Origin of the sequence: Streptosporangium sp. LJ11 (assembly GCF_051918945.1) — a bacterium.
GTDB lineage: Bacteria > Actinomycetota > Actinomycetes > Streptosporangiales > Streptosporangiaceae > Streptosporangium.
This window is the reverse complement of record NZ_JBPXMB010000016.1, coordinates 94,806-113,127: the sequence shown is the minus strand read 5'-3', so window position 1 is coordinate 113,127 and position 18,322 is coordinate 94,806. Positions and strand designations below refer to the sequence as shown.

The window sequence follows — 18,322 nt, the reverse complement described above, 5'->3', positions numbered from 1 at the left end:
TCAGCGGCGTACGGCCGCAAACCTCAGTCGCACGTAGTCGGCCATCCAACCGCTCTCCCGCCGGAGGGCGGGGGCCGCCAGCTCGTTCACCCGGCGGAGCAGCGGGTCGACCATCTCCGCGGGCACCTCCTTGAGCAGCGAACCCGCGAACATCCGGACCCAGTCGGCCGCCCCGCCGGGGCACTCGTCGAGCGGGGTCGGCCGGTCGAAGTATTCCAGCAGGCGGACGGTGAAGCCGCCCTTCTCCAGCCTTGTGGCGTACTCGGCGGGGGTGGGGAAGTACCACGGCAGGTCGGGCTCGCGCAGCCCGTACTCCCGCCAGGCGGTGGACAGCGCCGCCGTCAGCGCGGCGCAGTTGCCCGCGCCGCCCATCTCGGCCACGAACCGCCCGCCCGGGGCGAGGGCCTCGCGGACACTGGTGATCACCGCGTCCGGCTCCCGGCCCATCCAGTGCAGGGCGGCGTTGGAGAAGACCGCGTCGTACGGCTGGGCCACCGTGAAGTCGCGGCCGTCGCCGACGATGAAGTCCAGCCCCGGATACTGGGCCAGGGCCTTCTCGATCATCGCCTGCGAGCCGTCGATCCCCAGGACGCGGGCGCCCCGGGAGGTGATCTCGGCCGTCAGCATCCCGGTGCCGCAGCCGAGATCCACGATGCGCTCCCCCGGTTGCGGGTCGAGAAGCTCGACCAGGGGGGCGCCGTGCGCTGAAACGTACCCAAAGCTGCTGTCATAGGCGCGAGCGCTCCACCTCATCGAGCTCGGGGTGTCGTATCGCAAGACGATCAGCTCACATTCTGAGACACGAGGCCTCTGTCGGCCTCTCCAGACACTTTAGAGCCTCTGGGAAGTCACGACATATCAGTCTCGGCAGCCTCAGGTTCATCTCACCTTCTTGACCCATTCGCGCTGAAGGTAGGCCCTGGCCCTGTCGATCTCCGGGATGGAGAGGATCACGGGCTTCGCACTGGTCGCGGGCAGTTTCGCGGCCAGCTCACGGTCAAGGGTGCCGCGCATCTGCAGGGCCTCCATCCTGGCCGGGCGGGCATAGCCCTTCAGGAACAGGTTCTGACCCTTGTCGGAGAACAGGAACTCCTGCCAGAGCCGGGCCGCGGCCGGGTGCGGGGCCTTCTTGTTGATGGCCTGGACGTAGTACGAGCCGAGCACGGCGTCACCGGGAATCGCGACCTTCCATGCCTTGTCGACGGCGGCCCGCTCGGCGTTGTGGTAGTCCCAGTCGACGAGCACCGAGGCCGCCTTGGGCGTGGCCGCGAGATTGCCCTCGCCCTTGAGGCGGTGGAAGAACTCCACGCCCCGCTCGGCCCTCGCCTCGCCGCCCCGCAGGGAGGCGGCCATCACCCCGTTGAAGGCCGCGGACACCTCTCGGGGGTCGCCGGGCAGCGCGACGCTGTGTCCCGGTTTGAGCAGGTCGGAGAAGGACGCGGGGGCCGCGACCTTGTTCGGGTCGTAGCCGATGGACATGTAGCCGCCGTACCCGGCGTACCAGAGGCCCCTGTGGTCCTTCAGGCGGTCGGGGATGTCCTGCCAGCCCTGGACCCTGTACGGGGCGAAGAGGGCGGACTTGGCCGCGGCGACGTCCATGCTCAGGTCGAACACGTCCGGCTTGAGCGTGGCCGCGGCCGCGATCTCCCTCGCGCTGCTGGCGTCCGGCTCCAGCTGGTTGACCCTGATCCCGTACTCCTCGGAGAAGGTGTCGATGATCTCGCCGTAGTTCACCCAGCCGCGCGGCAGCGCGATCACCGTGAGAGCCCCCTCCTTCCTGGCCGCCTCGACGAGGCGCTCCATTGTCGAGAAGCCCTCCTTCAGGGAGGCGGCCTGCGCGTTGAGAGGCGGGAATTGGACGTTCTGAGGAGCCGGGGCGCCACATCCGGCGATCGTGGCCGTGAGGATCACGGCGGCTGCGGCGCTGGTACGTACGGTCACGAACGGAATACTCTCCGCTGTCATTCGTCTGGTCGAGCAGGCGCGGCCCTTATTGGCTAACGGCTTACACGTGTCTTGGCGAGTGGCTTACCCGGCGGGGTCCGGCCGTCGTCCGCACGCGCCGCGGGGACGCCGCGGGGGACTCCGCCGATGTCCGAGAGCCGGTGCCCGATATCCGGTGCCCGAGGTCGGACGGGTGAGCCGCTCCGTTCACGCGGGTGGGTGCGGGGACTCCGGGCCGTTCACGCGCGGGCGCGGGGTCCGCGGAGATTCCGGGACGACCTTCGCCGCGGCGAGCGTCTCCTCGTCGATTTCCACCAGGACGCCGTTTCGCCTGCGGACGCCGAGCACGCCGTCGCGCCAGAACTCCAGCTCACCCACCGCGTCGCGGAACCCTTCAGGAACCCGTCTCCGAGTGGTGACTCTTTTGCCCACGTCGGAAGGGGTTATGGTGATGTTCAGGTGAGCGCTGAAACCAAGGGCCATCGGCTTTTGCCCCCTCCCGTTTCAGACACATGGCAGGCACGGCAATACTAGGGCGTAGCAACTCGCGGTCGAAGTCGTGCCTAGGTGCGTAAAGAAGAAGGAGCCCGAGGTGACCTACGTCATCGCGCAGCCTTGCGTGGACGTCCTGGACAAGGCGTGCATCGAGGAGTGCCCCGTCGATTGCATCTACGAGGGTGAGCGGATGCTCTACATCCACCCCGACGAATGCGTTGACTGCGGCGCGTGCGAACCCGTCTGTCCGGTGGAGGCCATCTTCTACGAGGACGACCTGCCCGAGCAGTGGAAGGACTTCTACAAGGCGAACGTGGACTTCTTCGAGGACCTGGGGTCGCCCGGCGGCGCCTCCAAGGTCGGCAAGATCGAGAAGGACCACCCGGTCGTCGCGGCCCTGCCTCCGCAGGCCGAGAGCCACTAGAAGCGGTGCCGGAGGGGGGCGGCCATGACGGCCGCCCGCCTCCGGTCCCGCCTTCGGCAGACCCGCCCCAGCGAAGGACGACGGCTGATCACCATGAACGCCATTCCCGACCCGTCAGAGGCCACGAGCGTCCCGGCGAGGTTCCGATGAACGGTCTGCCGGACTTCCCGTGGGACCGGCTCACGCCGCTGAAGGAGCTCGCGGCGTCGCACGCCGACGGGATCGTCGACCTGTCGGTGGGCACTCCCGTCGACCCGGTGCCCGCCGTCGTGCGGCAGGCCCTCGCGGACGCCTCGGACAGCCCCGGATACCCGCTGACGTACGGCACCGAGCGCCTTCGCTCGGCCGCCGCCGGATGGCTGCGACGCAGGCACGGCGTGATCCTCGACCAGGCGAACGTGCTGCCGCTGATCGGTTCCAAGGAGTTCGTGGCCTGGCTGCCGACGCTGCTCGGCGCCGGTCCGGGGCAGCGGGTGGTCCTCCCCGAGCTGGCCTACCCCACCTACGACGTGGGGGCGCGCCTCGCGGGCGCCGAGCCGTACGCCACCGACGGGCTGCTCACGCTCGGGCCCGAGCGGGTGCCGCTGGTCTGGGTGAACTCCCCGTCCAACCCGACCGGCAGGGTCCTGCCCGCCGAGCACCTGCGCAAGGTCGTCTCGTGGGCGCGCGAGCACGGCGCGGTCGTGGCCTCCGACGAGTGCTACATCGAGCTGGGCTGGGAGGAGCGGCCGGTCTCGATCCTGCACCCGGACGTCTGCGGCGGCTCGCACGAGGGCCTGCTCGCGGTGCACTCGCTGTCCAAGCGCTCCAACCTGGCCGGTTACCGGGCCGGGTTCGTCGCGGGCGACCCCGCGCTGGTCAAGCGGCTGCTGGAGATACGCAAGCACGCGGGGATGATCATGCCCGCGCCGGTCCAGGCGGCGATGGCCGTGGCGCTGGACGACGACGAGCACGCCGAGGAGCAGCGGGCCCGCTACGCCGCCCGCCGCGCGGCGCTGCGTCCCGCCCTGGAGGCGGCCGGCTGGAAGATCGAGCACTCCACCGCGGGCCTGTACCTGTGGGCGTCCAACGGGGCGGGCTGCTGGGACCAGGTCCGCGCGCTGGCCGGCAGGGGAATCCTCGTCGCGCCCGGCGACTTCTACGGCACCGCGGGCGACCGGCACATCAGGATCGCCGTGACGGCCGGTGACGAACGCATCAGTGCGGCGGTGCGCCGCCTCCAGTAGGATCGCGCGGCATGACCACCGAGGTCGCCGTGATACTCGGATTGAGTGTGGCCACGCTCGTCCTGCTGCTCGGCGCGTTCTTCGCGACGACGCGCCAGGACAGGAAGGCCGGCGATTCCGAGCGTTCCGGCGAGACCCCCCTCCTCTCGGTTGAGGCCGCGCAGCCGCAGGCCCAACCGTCCATGGGCCGTGTCGGCATCGACTACCCCGACCCTCGCACGATCAAGGTCGGTGACACGATCGACTGTCAGGGGGTGCGCAGCCGCGTCCTCGGCGCCCTGTACCTGTCATGGCAGGGCAGCCAGTGGACCGAGTACCTCCTCGACGACGGCACCCGGCGCTACCAGTGGCTGTCGATCCAGATGCGCGACGGCCTGGGCGGTGAACCGCCGCACCTGGAGGTGCTGCTGTGGACGCCGGTGCCCACCGAGGGCATGATCCCCGCCAAGGCCACGCTGAGTGTCGAGGGGGTCGACTTCTTCCCCGTCGACCGGGGCACCGCGGCCTTCCGCGGGGAGGGCGTCACCTCGATGCCCGAGCGGGGCCTGCTCGACTTCGCCGACTACCGGGCCGCCGACGGCCGTCTGCTCAGCTTCGAACGCCTCCAGGGCAAGCGCTGGAGCTCCTCCCACGCCCAGCCCCTCGCCCCCGGCACGATCAGGATCGAGAAGAAGCAGGGCGGGCAGGGCGGCTAGGAGAGCCGGACCTTCCTGGCGGAGGATCCCGGCTCGGCCTTCCAGCCGTCGTGGCCCTTCGCGGAGACCCACGACTGGCCGTCGTAGCGGATCCTGGACAGCCCGAACGTCTTGGCGTGCGCGATCGACCAGGCGGCCACCAGCCAGCCGCGCCTGCGCGAGGGGGCCTCGAAGGCGTCCCCCGGTCCCAGGGCCCTGGCGAGCCCGCGCTCGGCCCCCCGCTCGTCGGGGAGAGGGGTCTTGCCCGCCGGGGCGGGGAACCAGCAGTGCACGGCCTTGGGCACGCGCCCGGTGAACCCCGCGGCGAGGATCTTCCCGTCGTCCTCGTGCTGGGCGTACGCCGACCCGTCGGCCGAGCGCTGCACCTCCTGGGCCGCCTCGTGTAGCGGCATCCTCCGGTAACCCTTCACCTTCACCAGCGCGGCGAAGAACTTCCCCGAGGCGTAGACGGGATCGACGAGCTGCTCGGGCCTGCCCCAGCCCTGGGAGGGGCGCTGCTGGAACACGCCGACCGAGTCGCGGTCGCCGCCCGTCAGGTTCTCCAGCTTGGACTCCTGCATGGCGGTGGCGTAGGCGATCACCACGGCCCGCTCGGGCAGTTTCCTGCGGGCCGCCACGGCCGCGATGACCGCCGCCACCTTGGCCTGTTCGAGATCCAGCTCCAGCGAGCCCTCCGGTGTCGTGATCTTGCATCCCTCGCCGAGGTCGACGAGCGGTGTCACCCGCCTGAGCAAGGTGAAGAGACCCACGGTGATGGCCACCGCGAGCACGGTCACGATCACGATGATCGCGATGACCCCTTTTGAGAAGCGCCGTCGCACGGTCAAGAACCTACAGGCCCCCAGCGATTGCGCGGTCTGATAGAACCCCGCGAACATAGGCTCCGGGCCATGACCCAGAGCGATGCCAGCCCGTTGCCCGCGGCCGTCGACGAGCTGTGGTGGCGCAGGGCCGAGCTGAGTCCCGCCGACGCCGAGGCCCGTGCCGTCGTGGTGAGCGCGGTGGACATGCTCGACAGCGGCAAGGCCAGGGTGGCCGAGGTCTCCCGCACCGGCGAGGTGGTCGTGGACGAGCGCGCCCGGCGGGCCGTCATGCTCGCGTTCCGGGTGCTCGGCATGGCCAGGTCCCAGGTGGGCGACTTCCACCACCACGACCGCGTCCCGCTGAAGACCTCCGTCGAGGGGGTGCGCGTCGTGCCGGGGGCGATCGCCCGCTGGGGCTCCTACCTGGCGCCGGGCGTCGTGCTGATGCCCTCGTTCGTCGACATCGGCGCCCACGTGGACGAGGGCAGCACGGTCGGCACGTGGGTCTCGATCGGCGCGGGCGCCCAGATCGGCAGGAACGTCCGCCTGTCCGGGGGAGCCGGTGTCGGTGAGACCGGTGGCCAGGACGGCGCGGAGGACCCCCGCGCCACCGGGGAGCCGCCGGGGACGGTGCCCGTGGTCGTCGAGGACGGCGCGCTGATCGGCGGCGGGGCCGTGATCGTCGACGGGGCCCGCGTGGGCCGGGGCGCCGTGGTCGGCGCCGGGACGGTCCTGTCGGGCTCGACCCCGGTCGTCGACGTGCGGACGGGTGAGGAACTGGGCCGCGGGCGCGTCCCCGACTGGTGCGTGGCGACCGGAGGCACCCGGTGGCGCGAGTTTCCCGGCGGCGGCTTCGGCCTGCGCTGCGTCCTGGTGCTCGAACGTCTGGAGGAGGGCCACCGGCCCGGCAGGGCCGAACTCGACCGCCTCCTGCACGGGTGACCGCCTCCCGCGCGAGCGGGGCCGGGGCGGGCCGGATCCCGCCGGGGCGCGGAAGGCTTCTCGCGGAGCCCGACTCGGCCGGATCCCGTACGAGCACATTCCCGTACGAGTACTAGGGTCGCGGGCATGAGTACGCGTCTGGACCTCACACAGGATGTCGGGGAGCTCACCGCCGGGATCGTGGACGTCGAGTCGGTCAGCGGCGGCGAGAAGGCCCTGGCCGACGCCGTGGAGGAGGCGCTGCGGCCGCTCCGGCACCTGACCGTCGAGCGCGACGGGGAGTCGATCGTGGCCCGCACCCACCTGGGCCGCGGCGAGCGGGTGGTGATCGCCGGACACCTCGACACCGTCCCCGTCGTCGGCAACCTGCCCAGCCGGGTCGAGGGCGACCGGTTGTACGGCTGCGGCACCTCGGACATGAAGGCCGGCGTCGCGGTCGCCCTGAAACTGGCGGCAGGCCTTCCCGAGCCCAGCAGGGACGTGACCTACGTCTTCTACGACTGCGAGGAGATCGAGGCCGAGCGCAACGGTCTGCTCCGGCTCAGCCGCAGGCACCCGGACTGGCTCGCGGGTGACTTCGCGGTGCTCATGGAGCCCACCGACGGCGTGATCGAGGGCGGTTGCCAGGGCACGCTCAGGGCCCAGATCGTCACCCGGGGCAAGCGGTCGCACAGCGCCAGGTCCTGGCTCGGGGTCAACGCCATCCACGCGGCCCAGCCGGTGCTCGCGATCCTGAACGCCTACCGGGCCAGGCTTCCCGTCGTGGACGGGCTGGAGTACCACGAGGGCCTGAACGCGGTGGGCATCGGCGGCGGCGTCGCGGGCAACGTGATCCCCGACGAGTGCGTGGTGACCGTGAACTACCGCTTCGCCCCCGACCTGTCGCTGGACGAGGCACGCGCCCACGTGAGCGAGGTGTTCGAGGGGTACGAGGTCCGCTTCACCGACGCCGCCGCCGCGGCGCGGCCCGGCCTGACCCATCCGGTGGCGGCGGCCTTCGTCGAGGCCGTCGGCGGCACGCCGCGCGCCAAGCTCGGCTGGACCGACGTCTCGCTCTTCTCCGGCCTGGGCGTGCCCGCGGTCAACTACGGTCCCGGAGATCCGAATCTGGCGCACCAGAAGGACGAGTTCGTCTCGTTGAGGAAGATCGCCGACTGCGAGCGCGGAATGCTCGGCTGGCTGTCCTGAGGGAGGCCGGGGCCCTCGGGGCCGGTGCGCCGTTCGCGAGATCCCCGGTGTGCGGGACCCGGGAGGGGCCGGTACAAATGAAAGTGGCTTTCCTCGCCGGCCATTTGGCGGGGAAAGCCACTTTCAGTCCCGAGCAGCACCCTCGTGCAGTTAGACGCACCCTGTTCAAAGTCCGGTTCCATGTTTTCATGGAGATTTTTCAAGATTTTTCTGGGACGGCGCTACGGTGACCCGCATGAAGAAAACACGTCCGGAACGTCGTCAGGGAGCCGCGGTGGTTCGCGGCGATCTCGTCTCCGACTCCACCCACGACCAGCGACTCCTCGATCGGAGGGGGCCGGCCGACTGGCTGCACATGGATCCGTGGCGGGTGCTGCGCATCCAGGCCGAGTTCGTCGAGGGCTTCGGCCAGCTCGCCGAGCTGCCCCAGGCGGTGACCGTCTTCGGGTCCGCGCGCACCCCCGTGGACAGCCCCGAGTACGAGATGGGGGTCCAGCTCGGCCGGAAGCTGTCCGAGGCGGGCTACGCCGTGATCACCGGTGGCGGCCCCGGCTGCATGGAGGCCGCCAACAAGGGGGCCGTGGAGGCGGAAGGCGTCTCGGTGGGCCTGGGCATCGAGCTGCCCTTCGAGCAGAGCATGAACGAGTACGTCGACCTCGGCATCGAGTTCCGCTACTTCTTCGTCCGAAAGACCATGTTCGTGAAGTACTCCTGCGGATTCGTCACGCTGCCCGGCGGTTTCGGCACCATGGACGAGCTTTTCGAGGCGCTCACCCTGGTCCAGACCCAGAAGGTCACCTCCTTCCCGGTGGTGCTCATGGGAACGGAGTTCTGGGGCGGCCTGCTCGACTGGATCAAGAACACCCTCATGGGGACGGGAAAGATCTCTCCGGCGGATGTCGATCTCATTCACGTCACCGACGACGTGGACGAGGCGGTCCGGATCATCGTCGAGGCCGACAACAACAGGGGCGGGCGGCTGGAGGACGAGCGGAAGGCGGCCATGACCACGGTCGGCGACGCCGAATAAGGTCGGCACGTGTTCATTTGTGTATTCCTCGCATCGAGTCAGAAGATCGACAAGAAGTATCTGGAACTCGCGGAGCAGGTCGGCTCCGAGCTCGCCGGCAGGGGGCACGCCCTGGTGAGCGGCGGGGCCAGGGTCTCCTGCATGGGCGCCGTGGCCCGCGCGGCCCGCGCGGGCGGCGCCCGCACCGTCGGGGTGATCCCCCAGGCGCTGGTGGACGTCGAGCTCGCGGACGAGGACGCCGACGAGCTGGTGGTCACCACCGACATGCGCGAGCGCAAAGGGGTGATGGACGCCCGCTCCGACGCCTTCCTGGTGCTGCCCGGGGGCATCGGGACGCTGGAGGAGCTGTTCGAGATCTGGACGTCCCGCACGCTCGGCCTGCACGACAAGCCGCTGGTGGTCCTCGATCCCTGGGGGATCTACGCGCCGCTGCGGGAGCTGGTCAAGGGCATGGACGAGGCGGGCTTCACCCGCCCGAACGTCTTCGACGCCATCTCCTGGACCACCACGGTCGACGAGGCGTTCCGGCTGCTGGAGAAGTCGACCAGGCACCTGGAGCCGAGCCCGGAGGAGCTAGGCGAGGCCACGGCGGGTTAGCGCGGGCGGACGCCGTCCGGCGAGGGAGTCGGTCATCTCGACCGCGAGCCGCACCTGGTCGACGCGTTCCGTACGGAAGACCCGGGCGCCGGCCCAGGCGCAGATCGAGGCCGCGGTGAGTTCCGCGGCCTCGGCGTCCCGCTCTCCCGCGACGGCGGTTCCGGCGTCCCCGCTGTTGCCGCTGTGCTCGACGTTCCCGGCGGACGGGGCGGGTTCGGCGGCGGCCAGCCGGGCGGGGGTGACGACCACGGTGTGCCCGGCACGGACGAGCTCCTCGACCTCCCCGATCGAGCGGGCCTCGACCCAGCCGGGTTCGTCCCGGTCACCGGGCCCGAGCACGAGGAACGTCATGATCCGATCCTAGGCCAGTGGAGATGTGGCACGATTCGTATGTGCTGGTCGTATTAGCTTTCGCTGCCGTAGCCGTCATCGCCGGTGTCACGGTGGTCGCCATGGGCCGGGGAGGCGAGCTGAGTGAGTTCGCGCCCGACGTGCCCCCGCTGAACCTGCCCCAGGCGGGTCAGCTCGGCGCGGTCGACTTCATGGCCCTCCAGCTTCCGGTGAGCCTCGTCGGATACAACACGCAGAGCGTGGACGAGACCCTGAACCGGGTCGCCGGGGCCCTGAGCGAGCGTGACACCAGGATCGCCGTGCTGGAGCAGCGGGTGTCGGAACTGCTCGCCGGCAGGCTCCAGGCCCGCCACGAGCTCAACCCCGGCTCCCAGCCCCCTCAGCGCGGGCTCGAGGCGCCGTACGAGCTTTCCGCAGGGGACGGCTTCGGGGCGGCCGAGGAGCTGTCCAACGGGTCGCCGGCCGGGCGCGAGCCCGAGGGGTCCGGTGAGCCCTCCGGGCCGGAGAAGGCTCCCAAGGACCCTGAGGCCCCCGGGGCGGCCGAAGGAGGCACGTCGTCCGGTGTGTCGCGGTTCGCCAGGCCCTCCGAGCCGGAGGAACCGTCCGAGCCGGAGAAGCTTTCCGAGACCCCTGAGATCGCTGAGGCCCCCGGGACGACCGAGGCCGCCGGGCCGTCCGGCAGGTCGCGGTTCGCCAGGCCGGCCGAACCGTCCGAGACGTCCTCGGTGCCGGATTCGCCGTCATCGCCCTCTTCCGGGACTTCCGGGACTTCGGATTCCGGGACCTCGGACTCGAAGGAGTCGTCTCCCGGTTCCGTCGGCCTTCGTACGGGGGAGCGGCAGGAGACGGAGGACCCGCGGTGACCGAGACCTCGCGGGCCGCGGGCCACGTCGAGGCCGTGGAGCCGGTGGAGCCGGTGGAGCTCGTGCGCTGTGGCTGGGCGACCTCCGCCCCCGACTACGTCGCCTACCACGACGAGGAGTGGGGCCGTCCGGTCACCGGCGACGACCGGGTGTTCGAGCGGATCGCGCTGGAGTCGTTCCAGTCCGGCCTGTCGTGGATCACCATCCTGCGCAAGCGGGAGAACTTCCGCAGGGCCTTCGAGGGGTTCTCCATCCCGGCCGTGGCCGGATTCGGCGACGAGGACGTCGCCCGCCTGCTCGGCGACGCGGGCATCGTCAGAAACCGGGCCAAGATCGAGGCGACGATCGCCAACGCGCGGGCCGCGCTCGGCGGCGGCCTGTCCGACCTCGTCTGGAAGCACGCGGACCCCGGCGCGCCCGTCCCGAAGACCCTGGCGGACGTGCCCGCCCAGACCGCCGGCTCCAAGGCCCTGTCCAAGGACCTCAAGGCGCGCGGCTTCCGTTTCGTCGGCCCGACCACCGCCTACGCGCTGATGCAGGCCATCGGCCTGGTCAACGATCACCTGGCCGACTGCTGGACACGCCGGGCCTGACGCCCCCGCGCCGGGAACGGCCCGCGGAAGCCGCCGACGGCCCTCGAACCCGGCGATTCCAGAAGTCCGCGCCCCCGGAGCCGGCGCCCTTCACGGTCCGCGCCCCCGGAGCCGGCGCCCCTGACGTCCGGGGCTTCGGAGGTCAGTGCCCCTCGAAGACGGGGCTCTCCTTGGCGAGGAAGGCGCGGGTCGCGTTCAGGTGGTCGCCGGTCTTGGCGCAGGCGTCCTGGAGGTCGGCCTCCAGCTCCAGGGCCTCGGCCAGGGAGCTGGTCGCGGCGAACCGCAGGGCGCGTTTGGTCGCCGCGTAGGCGCTCGTGGGACCCTGCGCCAGCCGTACGGCCAGAGCGCGGGCCGCGGTGTCCAGCTCGCCGGGCGGGACGACCCGCGAGACGACCCCGAGTTCGAGCGCGCGGTCCGCGCCGAAGGGCTCGCCGAGCAGCAGGAGTTCGGCCGCGCGCGCCGGGCCGGCCAGGCGCTGGAGGGTCCAGGAGGCGCCCGAGTCGGGGGCCAGGCCGATCCCCGAGAAGGCCGTCGCGAATCTGGCCCTCTCCGAGGCGATCCGCAGGTCGCACGCGAAGGCCAGCGAGGCGCCCGCGCCCGCGGCGACGCCGTTCACCGCCGCGACGACCGGCTTGTCCATCTCGGTGATCGTCCGGACGATCGGGTTGTAGTGCGTGCGTACGGTCCCGTCCAGTCCCCGCCCCGCCTCCAGGTTCGCGGCGTGTTCCGTCAGGTCCTGGCCGGCGCAGAACGCCCGTCCCGACCCGGTCAGCACCACCGCCCGCACCGAGGACGCCCGCGCCGCCGAGGTCAGCGCCTCCAGCAGGGCGGTCTTCGCCCGGACCGTCAGCGCGTTCATCGCCTCCGGCCGGTTGAGGACGATGGTGGCGACGGCGTCGTCGACGGAGTAGAGAACGTCGTTCAACGGATGCTCCTTCCGAACGGTCCCGGCTTCGCCCGAGGGCTCACCGGGGCCCTGCCTGTACGGGGTTGTCGGTACGGGGTCGTCTGTGCGGCTCGTTCGTACGGCTCCGCCGGCGGATTCAGGCCTCGCTTCCGTCCGCGGACGTCCGCCAGGGGCCCGCCACGGTCTCCGTCACGGTTGTCCGTCACGGTTGCGGCACGATGTCCGCTACACCTCGCCGAGGTGGCGGTCGACGAAGGCGGCGGCGGCCGGGAGCAGCCGTCCGGCCTCGTGCTCGAAGTAGATCCTGGCCTTCTCCCCAGGCCAGCCCCGGGGCAGGAGCTCGGCGGGAAGCCCGGGGTCGCGGAACAGGAAGTTGCGCCACCCGTGCAGCAGCCTGCTCCGGGTGGCGAACACCTGGTCGCCGCTCGCGTTGCCGGGCAGCCGGCCGACCAGCTCCATCGCCTGGGCCATCCACTCCTCGTAGGCGGCCCCGATGCCGTCCAGGTCCCAGGTCCTGGCGACCAGCGCCGCGGGGTCACCGTCGAGCACCGCGTCGAACCGGTCCACGGACAGGTCCTCGCCCTCGAGGATCGCGTCCAGTTCGGGGGAGGGCCGCGGCCCGATCCAGGTCGTCTCCGACATCGGCGCGTACCCGATGAAGGCCAGATCCGAGCGCAGGCGCTCCCGCCTGGACCGCTCGCGTACGGGTTCCACCACGAGGATGTGCCACCGGCCGTTCCACGTGATCGTCCCGACTCGGTAAATTCTCAGCGCGGCCTCGTCGAGGCGGTGCACGCACTTGGGGGTGACCTCGTAACCGGGGCCTCCGGGCAACCGGGCGGGCGCGAGCCAGCCCTGCCGCACCATCCGCGAGACGGCGGTGCGCACGGCGGGAGCCGCGATGTCCAGCGGGGCGAGCAGCCGGACGAGGGCGGCCACGGACGCGCGACCGCCTCGGGACCTGAGGTGGTCCCCGTACAGATCGAAGAGAGCGGCGCGGGCGTTCACGAGGACAAGTTTGGTCGTCTGAGGGGCCCCGGACAACGGTCTTGATCGCCGGATGAGCCGACGCTGAGACTGATCGTTCCCATTCTCCGTGCGGAGGCGGGATAATAGGACATCACAGAAGACGTGAATGCGTCGGCCACCCTCGGGTCAGTCGGAGATCCGGAGCCCGAAGCAGGAAGGGATACACGCATGGCGGCTATGAAGCCGAGGACCGGTGATGGTCCGCTGGAGGTCGTCAAGGAAGGCAGGGGGATCGTCATGCGGGTTCCTCTGGAGGGTGGCGGCCGCCTTGTCGTCGAGCTTTCGGCGGACGAGGCAAGTGCCCTCGCTGAGGAATTGAAGAAAATAGTCGGTTGATCCCGATCTAAGACAGAAGTGGTGGAGCCGGGCCCTATTTGAGCTTGCTCGGGGAGCATGACACCTGCGATGGCCCGCGCGACCGACGACGAACACGGCCCTGGCCGCCGGACCGCCTCACGGCGGCTCGCGCCAGGGCCGCGGTGTGCTCCCCGGCGTTCTCCACCACGCCGGGCCTGATGACTGGAGTTACCCCTATGCCCATCTCCCCCTATCTGCTCCTGCCTCGCGTTCCCTACGCGCAGGGGCTCTCCGCCGTGTCCCCCGTGGGCGCGGAGCCCGCCACCGGGGAGGAAGCCGGGACCGTGCTTTCCGGGCTCCCCGGTGACGCCGAGCTGCTGGCCGTCCCCTTCGCCGAGGACCTCGCGCCCGAGATCGAGCTGCCGGTGCCCGCGGCGGCACTGCTCGCCCACCACAAGGCCAAGGGCGAGGCGGGTGAGATCGTCGAGGTTCCCGTCGCGAACGGCGACGCCGTCGGCCGGGTGCTCCTCTACGGGGTCGGCGACGGCTCGGCGACCGCCCTGCGCAAGGCGGGCGCGGCGGTGGCGCGGCGCGGCAAGGGCAGGGACGCCATCAGGATCGTGCTCCCGAGCGGGCCGGTGGCCGCGTTCGTGGAGGGCGCGCTGCTGGCCACGTACACCTTCAGGATCGGCGAGGCGAAGTCCGCCCCGGTGACGCTCGAGTTCGTCGGCGATGGGGTCGAGGCGGAGGTCGCCGAGGCCGAGGTGATCGCCGGGGCCGTGGCGCTCGCCAGGGACCTGGCCAACACCCCCTCCTCGGTGAAGTCCCCCGCCTGGCTCGCCGAACGCGCCGCCGAGCAGGGTGTCGCGGTGCGGGTGTGGGACGAGCGGGAACTGCGCTCCGGCGGGTTCGGCGGCATCCTCGCCGTCGGGCAGGGGTCGGTGAACCCGCCCCGGCTGATCCAGCTCTCCTACGAGCCCGAGGACGCGACCGGCCACGTGGTCCTGGTCGGCAAGGGCATCACGTACGACACCGGCGGCATCTCGCTCAAGCCGACGAGCAACATGGTGTTCATGAAGACCGACATGGCCGGCGGGGCCGTCGTCATCGCGGTCCTGGGCGCGCTGGCCGCGCTCGGCGTGCGGGTGCGGGTCACCGGCCTCGTCGCCGCCGCCGAGAACGCCTTCTCCGGCACGGCCCAGCGCCCCTCCGACGTGATCACGCAGTACGGCGGCCGGACCGTGGAGGTGCTCAACACCGACGCCGAGGGGCGCCTGGTCCTGGCCGACGCGCTGGCCTACGCCGACGCGGAGCTGGACCCGGACGTCATGGTCGACATCGCCACGCTGACCGGGGCGATCGGCATCGCCCTGGGCAAGGACCTCGGCGCGGTCTTCGCCTCCGACGACGAGCTGGCCGGCGCGCTGGCCGGGGCGGGGACGACCAGCGGGGAGCGGCTCTGGCGGATGCCCCTGATCGAGGACTACGTTCCCGCGCTCGACTCGTCCGTGGCCGACATGACCAACATCGAGGCGGGCTCGACCTACGGCGCCGGTTCCATCACCGCGGCGCTGTTCCTGCGCGAGTTCACCGGTGGGCGGCCGTGGGCGCACCTGGACATCGCGGGTGTCGGCCGCAGCGGCGCGGACGAGGGCGTCTTCAGCAAGGGGGCCACCGGGTTCGGCGTGCGCCTGCTGCTCGAATGGCTGTCGGGGTTCCAGAAGCGCTGACCGGGGACGACCGGGGACGACCGGGGACGACCGGGGACGACCGGGGACGCTGACGGGGCGGTGTCAGTCGGCGAGCTTGACGGCCGCCAGGATGCCGTCCCCCAGGGGCATCATCAGCGGGCGGAGCCGCTCGTCGGAGCGGACCAGCTTGCCCAGCTCCCTGATGGAGACCGTGTCGGGGTCTCGCTGCACGGGGTCGGCCACCCGGTTGCCCCAGAGGGCGTTGTCGAAGACGACGATGCCGCCGACCCGCAGCAGCCGTACGGACTCGGCCAGATAGTCGGCGTACTCGTGCATGGCGCCGTCGCAGAAGACGAGGTCGTAGCCGCCGTCGGAGAGGCGGGGGAGCACGTCGAGGGCGCGGCCGGTGATCAGGCGGATCCGGCCGCCGGAGAATCCGGCCTGGGCGAAGCTCTGCCTGGCCAGCCGCTGGTGCTCCGGCTCCACGTCCACGCTGGTGAGCGTGCCGTCCTGGCGCATGCCGCGGAGCAGCCACAGCCCCGAGACTCCGCAGCCGGTGCCGATCTCCACGACGGCGCGGGCGTTGATGGCGGTGGCGAGGAAGCAGAGAGCGGCGCCGCCACCGGGCAGGATCGGGGGCGCTCCCACTTCCGCGCCGCGCATGCGCGCGGCCCGCAGGATGTCGTCCTCCCTGTGGAACTCGTCGGCATAGGCCAGAGTGGCCTCCAACGGACTTGTCGGCGTCTCTGCCATCGGCCTCTCCTCCCGCTTTCTCCGTACACAGTCATATAGGCACTGGGTCGCAGCCTAAGGGAGGCAGGCCCGATCGGGAACTCATGTCACCCCCGGTGCGTTGCACGGTTTAAGCGGCCTTTGCCGGTCCTGAAGGTAGTCAGTGCGCACGAAGGGACGAAACCAGGCACTATGGCGATAGCGGTGGTCCCGGAGAGAGGAGTGCTGGTGGAGGAGTCCGACCACCAGGCCGAAGCTCCCGTGTCTGATTGGACGCCTCCTACATGGGAGGAGGTGGTCCGGACGCACTCGGCGCGCGTCTACCGGCTGGCCTATCGGCTGACCGGCAACGTGCACGATGCGGAAGATCTCACACAGGAGGTCTTCGTCCGGGTCTTCAGGTCGTTGTCGAACTACACGCCAGGCACTTTCGAGGGCTGGCTGCACCGCATCACCACCAACCTGTTCCTCGACATGGCGCGGCGCAAGCAGCGCATCAGGTTCGAGGGGCTCGCCGACGACGCCGCCGAGCGGCTGCGCGGGCGCGAGCCTTCTCCCGCACAGGTGTACGACGACACCCATCTGGAGCCCGACATCCAGGCGGCACTCGACGCGCTCGCGCCCGAGTTCCGCGCGGCCGTCGTTCTGTGTGACATCGAGGGGCTGTCCTACGAGGAGATCGCGGCGACGCTGGGCGTGAAGCTCGGCACGGTACGCAGCCGGATCCACCGTGGGAGGGCGCAGCTGCGTGAGGCGCTTGAGCATCGCGCGCCGCGGAACGACCAATTCCCCCCGAGCGTTACCCACGGGGAGGAATTCGCATGAGAAACCACAGTCATGACGAATGTCACGACGAGCCGCTTGGCAAGGAGTGCGCATGAGTCACCTCGGAGAACGCGTTTCCGCACTGGTCGACGGTGAGCTGAATCACCACGAGCGCGACCGTGCCCTGTCGCATCTGACCTTCTGCGCCCCCTGCAGGGCCGAGGTCGACGCCATGCGGGCGCTGAAGAGCCGGTTGCGGTCCCTCGACGGTCCCTCGATGCCGACGGACCTGACGATGTCCCTGCTGCGGATGGCGGAGCCCGGCGGCCCGCTGCCCCCGCGTGAGCGCCCCTTTCCGGCCTCACGCACCTTCGGCGGCGCGCCCATTCCGAGCATGCACAGCGTCGCTCCCCCCGACAACCGGCCCCGGGGCCGTTCCGGGGGCCCTCGCCGTGCCCGGAGGGCGGGATACGTCGCGGTGGGCGTCGCCTCGGCGGCCGTGGCGATCGGGACGCTGTTCGTGGTAGGCGGGACCGACCCCAACCCCCGCGTCGTGCCACCGGTCGACATGTTCGCCAACCAGCACAGGAACACCGCGCCCTATGGCGGATCGGCGACGCCGATTCTCTCCCCCTCTCCGTGATCCGGCTGCCCGCCACGGTCATCCTGGCCGCCCTGTTGCTGCTGGGGCTGGTGGCGGGCGGTCCGGCGTACGCCGTCCGGTCCCCGCACGCCGTGCCGCCGGACGACGTCGAGAGCGAGGACACCGGCCTGCACCTGCTCCGTGAGGCGGCGGTCGCGGGCCGGTCCCGTGGATACTCCGGCACCCAGTACGTCACCGCCTGGGGCGCCGACGGCTCCTCCGGCGCCGCCGCCTCGGTGCTGGAGGTGCGAAACGTCCCCGGAAAGGGAATGACGGTCCGCGCCGAGCCCTCCGGCTCCGTGCGGAAGGCCGATCCCGGCACCCCGGCCGGGGGCATGTCCAGCCCGTCCGAGGCGATGCTCGAGGTCCTGGCCCGCAACTACCGGGTCGTGACGGTGGGAGAGGGCTTCGCCTGCGGGCGCCCCGCCCGCCTCGTGGACGTCCTGCGGGCCGACGGCACGGCCGCCGCCCGATACTGGCTCGACGAGTCCGGGGGCCCGGTGCTGCGCCGCGAACTCATGGACGCGGAGGGCCGGGTCGTCAGCGCCGGGGCCTTCGTCGATCTGACGCTCGACCCGGTGGCGAGCGGGACGGTGCCCGCGATGGCCGCCGGCGGCCCGGACCTGGCCGAGCTTCCCCGGCTGGAAGCCGAAGGCCGGCGGTTCCCCCGCACCCTGCCCGGACGCCTGGAGCTGTTCGCCGCGCACGACATCCCCCCTGGATACTTGTACCTGGGCTACTCGGACGGCCTGTCGGTCGTGTCGGTTTTTATCCAGTCTGGGATGCTTGATGAGGAACGCCTCCGTGGTTGGCATGCGGAGGAGCGCAAGGGGCATACGATCTGGGTTCGAGACCCAGCTGGGCAGGAGACGATCTGGGCGAGTGGGGGTCATGTCTACACCGTCTTTGCCGACGCGCCGGCCGACATGGTCGACGCCGCTGTCGCGGCGTTGCCGCACGAGCCCGTTCCCGATCTCTGGACGCGGCTCGGCCGAGGCGCGAGCCGCCTGCTCTCCTGGGTCAATCCCTTCGGATAACGCATGCTTTACACATCTCGTATGCCGCTCGGGGGAAGATTGCCGGGTTGACTCGGTGAGCGGCCGCCTG

The 18,322-nt window shown here is 71.0% G+C and carries 22 protein-coding genes; 14 read left to right on the top strand and 8 right to left on the bottom strand.

All coding sequences use genetic code 11. The features are described from left to right. The 3 genes from ACTOQ3_RS23810 to ACTOQ3_RS23800 form a co-directional block, all read right to left on the bottom strand. Window positions 1-753: a class I SAM-dependent methyltransferase gene (locus tag ACTOQ3_RS23810; RefSeq protein ID WP_440085547.1), complete on the bottom strand. Its 753-nt coding sequence runs from the start codon at window positions 751-753 to the stop codon at window positions 1-3. A gap of 126 nt (window positions 754-879) precedes the next feature. After that, window positions 880-1,941 (bottom strand): ABC transporter substrate-binding protein, encoded by a 1,062-nt coding sequence (locus ACTOQ3_RS23805; RefSeq protein ID WP_440085546.1) that lies wholly within the window; start codon window positions 1,939-1,941, stop codon window positions 880-882. A 210-nt stretch (window positions 1,942-2,151) separates the two neighbouring features. Then, window positions 2,152-2,427: a putative acetyltransferase gene (locus ACTOQ3_RS23800; protein ID WP_440085545.1), complete on the bottom strand. Its 276-nt coding sequence runs from the start codon at window positions 2,425-2,427 to the stop codon at window positions 2,152-2,154. A gap of 109 nt (window positions 2,428-2,536) precedes the next feature. Between ACTOQ3_RS23800 and fdxA the strand changes: the two genes are divergently transcribed. The 3 genes from fdxA to ACTOQ3_RS23785 all read left to right on the top strand — a co-directional run bounded on the left by fdxA (window position 2,537) and on the right by ACTOQ3_RS23785 (window position 4,784). Continuing rightward, window positions 2,537-2,863 (top strand): ferredoxin, encoded by a 327-nt coding sequence (gene fdxA, locus ACTOQ3_RS23795; protein WP_344902423.1) that lies wholly within the window; start codon window positions 2,537-2,539, stop codon window positions 2,861-2,863. Window positions 2,864-3,009: 146 nt separating this feature from the next. Further along, on the top strand, window positions 3,010-4,089 hold the full coding sequence (dapC, locus tag ACTOQ3_RS23790) for a succinyldiaminopimelate transaminase (RefSeq protein ID WP_440085544.1): 1,080 nt from the start codon (window positions 3,010-3,012) through the stop codon (window positions 4,087-4,089). A gap of 11 nt (window positions 4,090-4,100) precedes the next feature. Then, window positions 4,101-4,784: a DUF4178 domain-containing protein gene (locus ACTOQ3_RS23785; RefSeq protein WP_440085543.1), complete on the top strand. Its 684-nt coding sequence runs from the start codon at window positions 4,101-4,103 to the stop codon at window positions 4,782-4,784. On the opposite strand, the gene ACTOQ3_RS23780 is transcribed toward ACTOQ3_RS23785, so the two are convergent. Next, window positions 4,781-5,605 carry a hypothetical protein gene (locus ACTOQ3_RS23780; RefSeq protein ID WP_440085542.1) on the bottom strand — a complete coding sequence of 275 codons (825 nt, stop codon included), beginning with the start codon at window positions 5,603-5,605 and terminating at the stop codon, window positions 4,781-4,783. The two genes, ACTOQ3_RS23785 and ACTOQ3_RS23780, sit on opposite strands and share 4 nt — an antisense overlap. Before the next feature lie 69 nt (window positions 5,606-5,674). Between ACTOQ3_RS23780 and ACTOQ3_RS23775 the strand changes: the two genes are divergently transcribed. The 4 genes from ACTOQ3_RS23775 to ACTOQ3_RS23760 all read left to right on the top strand — a co-directional run bounded on the left by ACTOQ3_RS23775 (window position 5,675) and on the right by ACTOQ3_RS23760 (window position 9,344). Then, window positions 5,675-6,529, top strand: coding sequence for a 2,3,4,5-tetrahydropyridine-2,6-dicarboxylate N-succinyltransferase (locus ACTOQ3_RS23775; protein ID WP_440085541.1), 855 nt, complete (start codon window positions 5,675-5,677; stop codon window positions 6,527-6,529). Between the two features lie 126 nt (window positions 6,530-6,655). Continuing rightward, window positions 6,656-7,717 carry a succinyl-diaminopimelate desuccinylase gene (gene dapE, locus ACTOQ3_RS23770; RefSeq protein ID WP_440085540.1) on the top strand — a complete coding sequence of 354 codons (1,062 nt, stop codon included), beginning with the start codon at window positions 6,656-6,658 and terminating at the stop codon, window positions 7,715-7,717. Window positions 7,718-7,952: 235 nt separating this feature from the next. After that, window positions 7,953-8,747 (top strand): TIGR00730 family Rossman fold protein, encoded by a 795-nt coding sequence (locus ACTOQ3_RS23765; RefSeq protein ID WP_440085539.1) that lies wholly within the window; start codon window positions 7,953-7,955, stop codon window positions 8,745-8,747. A 9-nt stretch (window positions 8,748-8,756) separates the two neighbouring features. Continuing rightward, the gene (locus ACTOQ3_RS23760; RefSeq protein ID WP_440085538.1) at window positions 8,757-9,344 is read left to right on the top strand and encodes a TIGR00730 family Rossman fold protein; all 588 of its coding nucleotides are present in this window, start codon (window positions 8,757-8,759) and stop codon (window positions 9,342-9,344) included. On the opposite strand, the gene ACTOQ3_RS23755 is transcribed toward ACTOQ3_RS23760, so the two are convergent. Further along, entirely contained in the window at window positions 9,321-9,695 is a 375-nt protein-coding gene (locus ACTOQ3_RS23755) for a hypothetical protein (protein ID WP_440085537.1), read from the bottom strand. The two genes, ACTOQ3_RS23760 and ACTOQ3_RS23755, sit on opposite strands and share 24 nt — an antisense overlap. A gap of 23 nt (window positions 9,696-9,718) precedes the next feature. Between ACTOQ3_RS23755 and ACTOQ3_RS23750 the strand changes: the two genes are divergently transcribed. Together ACTOQ3_RS23750 and ACTOQ3_RS23745 are read left to right on the top strand one after the other, a co-directional pair. Beyond that, window positions 9,719-10,558 (top strand): hypothetical protein, encoded by an 840-nt coding sequence (locus ACTOQ3_RS23750; RefSeq protein WP_440085536.1) that lies wholly within the window; start codon window positions 9,719-9,721, stop codon window positions 10,556-10,558. Window positions 10,559-10,593: 35 nt separating this feature from the next. Continuing rightward, window positions 10,594-11,151 carry a DNA-3-methyladenine glycosylase I gene (locus tag ACTOQ3_RS23745; protein WP_440085646.1) on the top strand — a complete coding sequence of 186 codons (558 nt, stop codon included), beginning with the start codon at window positions 10,594-10,596 and terminating at the stop codon, window positions 11,149-11,151. 142 nt (window positions 11,152-11,293) lie between these two features. Here ACTOQ3_RS23745 and ACTOQ3_RS23740 read toward each other — a convergent pair whose 3' ends face one another. After that, on the bottom strand, window positions 11,294-12,076 hold the full coding sequence (locus tag ACTOQ3_RS23740) for an enoyl-CoA hydratase-related protein (protein ID WP_440085535.1): 783 nt from the start codon (window positions 12,074-12,076) through the stop codon (window positions 11,294-11,296). A gap of 207 nt (window positions 12,077-12,283) precedes the next feature. Next, a complete protein-coding gene (locus tag ACTOQ3_RS23735; RefSeq protein ID WP_440085534.1) occupies window positions 12,284-13,066 on the bottom strand; it encodes a PaaX family transcriptional regulator in 783 nt (260 codons plus the stop codon). Window positions 13,067-13,255: 189 nt separating this feature from the next. On the opposite strand from ACTOQ3_RS23735, the gene ACTOQ3_RS23730 reads away from it, so the two are divergent. Together ACTOQ3_RS23730 and ACTOQ3_RS23725 are read left to right on the top strand one after the other, a co-directional pair. After that, on the top strand, window positions 13,256-13,423 hold the full coding sequence (locus ACTOQ3_RS23730) for a DUF3117 domain-containing protein (RefSeq protein WP_362685327.1): 168 nt from the start codon (window positions 13,256-13,258) through the stop codon (window positions 13,421-13,423). A 197-nt stretch (window positions 13,424-13,620) separates the two neighbouring features. Next, on the top strand, window positions 13,621-15,114 hold the full coding sequence (locus ACTOQ3_RS23725; protein WP_440085533.1) for a leucyl aminopeptidase family protein: 1,494 nt from the start codon (window positions 13,621-13,623) through the stop codon (window positions 15,112-15,114). Window positions 15,115-15,177: 63 nt separating this feature from the next. Here the strand turns inward: ACTOQ3_RS23725 and ACTOQ3_RS23720 are convergent, their stop codons facing one another. Next, entirely contained in the window at window positions 15,178-15,828 is a 651-nt protein-coding gene (locus ACTOQ3_RS23720) for an O-methyltransferase (protein ID WP_440068458.1), read from the bottom strand. A gap of 171 nt (window positions 15,829-15,999) precedes the next feature. Here ACTOQ3_RS23720 and sigE point away from each other — a divergent pair, with 171 nt between their 5' ends. Genes sigE through ACTOQ3_RS23705 form a run of 3 tightly spaced genes read left to right on the top strand, consistent with a single transcriptional unit; the run spans window position 16,000 to window position 18,252 of the window. Beyond that, a complete protein-coding gene (gene sigE, locus ACTOQ3_RS23715; RefSeq protein ID WP_329085768.1) occupies window positions 16,000-16,632 on the top strand; it encodes an RNA polymerase sigma factor SigE in 633 nt (210 codons plus the stop codon). 52 nt (window positions 16,633-16,684) lie between these two features. Further along, the gene (locus ACTOQ3_RS23710; RefSeq protein WP_440085532.1) at window positions 16,685-17,215 is read left to right on the top strand and encodes an anti-sigma factor family protein; all 531 of its coding nucleotides are present in this window, start codon (window positions 16,685-16,687) and stop codon (window positions 17,213-17,215) included. After that, window positions 17,212-18,252: a sigma-E factor regulatory protein RseB domain-containing protein gene (locus tag ACTOQ3_RS23705; protein ID WP_440085531.1), complete on the top strand. Its 1,041-nt coding sequence runs from the start codon at window positions 17,212-17,214 to the stop codon at window positions 18,250-18,252. Before ACTOQ3_RS23710 ends, ACTOQ3_RS23705 begins: the two co-directional genes overlap by 4 nt. The last annotated feature ends 70 nt before the right edge of the window (window positions 18,253-18,322 follow it).

Bases quoted from the DNA above. Each gene is read 5' to 3' on its own strand.
- ACTOQ3_RS23810 (WP_440085547.1), bottom strand. From the start codon at position 753: ATGAGGTGGAGCGCTCGCGCCTATGACAGCAGCTTTGGGTACGTTTCA.
- ACTOQ3_RS23800 (WP_440085545.1), bottom strand. From the start codon at position 2,427: ATGGCCCTTGGTTTCAGCGCTCACCTGAACATCACCATAACCCCTTCC.
- dapC (WP_440085544.1), top strand. From the start codon at position 3,010: ATGAACGGTCTGCCGGACTTCCCGTGGGACCGGCTCACGCCGCTGAAG.
- ACTOQ3_RS23785 (WP_440085543.1), top strand. From the start codon at position 4,101: ATGACCACCGAGGTCGCCGTGATACTCGGATTGAGTGTGGCCACGCTC.
- ACTOQ3_RS23775 (WP_440085541.1), top strand. From the start codon at position 5,675: ATGACCCAGAGCGATGCCAGCCCGTTGCCCGCGGCCGTCGACGAGCTG.
- dapE (WP_440085540.1), top strand. From the start codon at position 6,656: ATGAGTACGCGTCTGGACCTCACACAGGATGTCGGGGAGCTCACCGCC.
- ACTOQ3_RS23765 (WP_440085539.1), top strand. From the start codon at position 7,953: ATGAAGAAAACACGTCCGGAACGTCGTCAGGGAGCCGCGGTGGTTCGC.
- ACTOQ3_RS23755 (WP_440085537.1), bottom strand. From the start codon at position 9,695: ATGACGTTCCTCGTGCTCGGGCCCGGTGACCGGGACGAACCCGGCTGG.
- ACTOQ3_RS23750 (WP_440085536.1), top strand. From the start codon at position 9,719: ATGTGGCACGATTCGTATGTGCTGGTCGTATTAGCTTTCGCTGCCGTA.
- ACTOQ3_RS23730 (WP_362685327.1), top strand. From the start codon at position 13,256: ATGGCGGCTATGAAGCCGAGGACCGGTGATGGTCCGCTGGAGGTCGTC.
- ACTOQ3_RS23725 (WP_440085533.1), top strand. From the start codon at position 13,621: ATGCCCATCTCCCCCTATCTGCTCCTGCCTCGCGTTCCCTACGCGCAG.
- ACTOQ3_RS23720 (WP_440068458.1), bottom strand. From the start codon at position 15,828: ATGGCAGAGACGCCGACAAGTCCGTTGGAGGCCACTCTGGCCTATGCC.
- sigE (WP_329085768.1), top strand. From the start codon at position 16,000: ATGGCGATAGCGGTGGTCCCGGAGAGAGGAGTGCTGGTGGAGGAGTCC.
- ACTOQ3_RS23710 (WP_440085532.1), top strand. From the start codon at position 16,685: ATGAGTCACCTCGGAGAACGCGTTTCCGCACTGGTCGACGGTGAGCTG.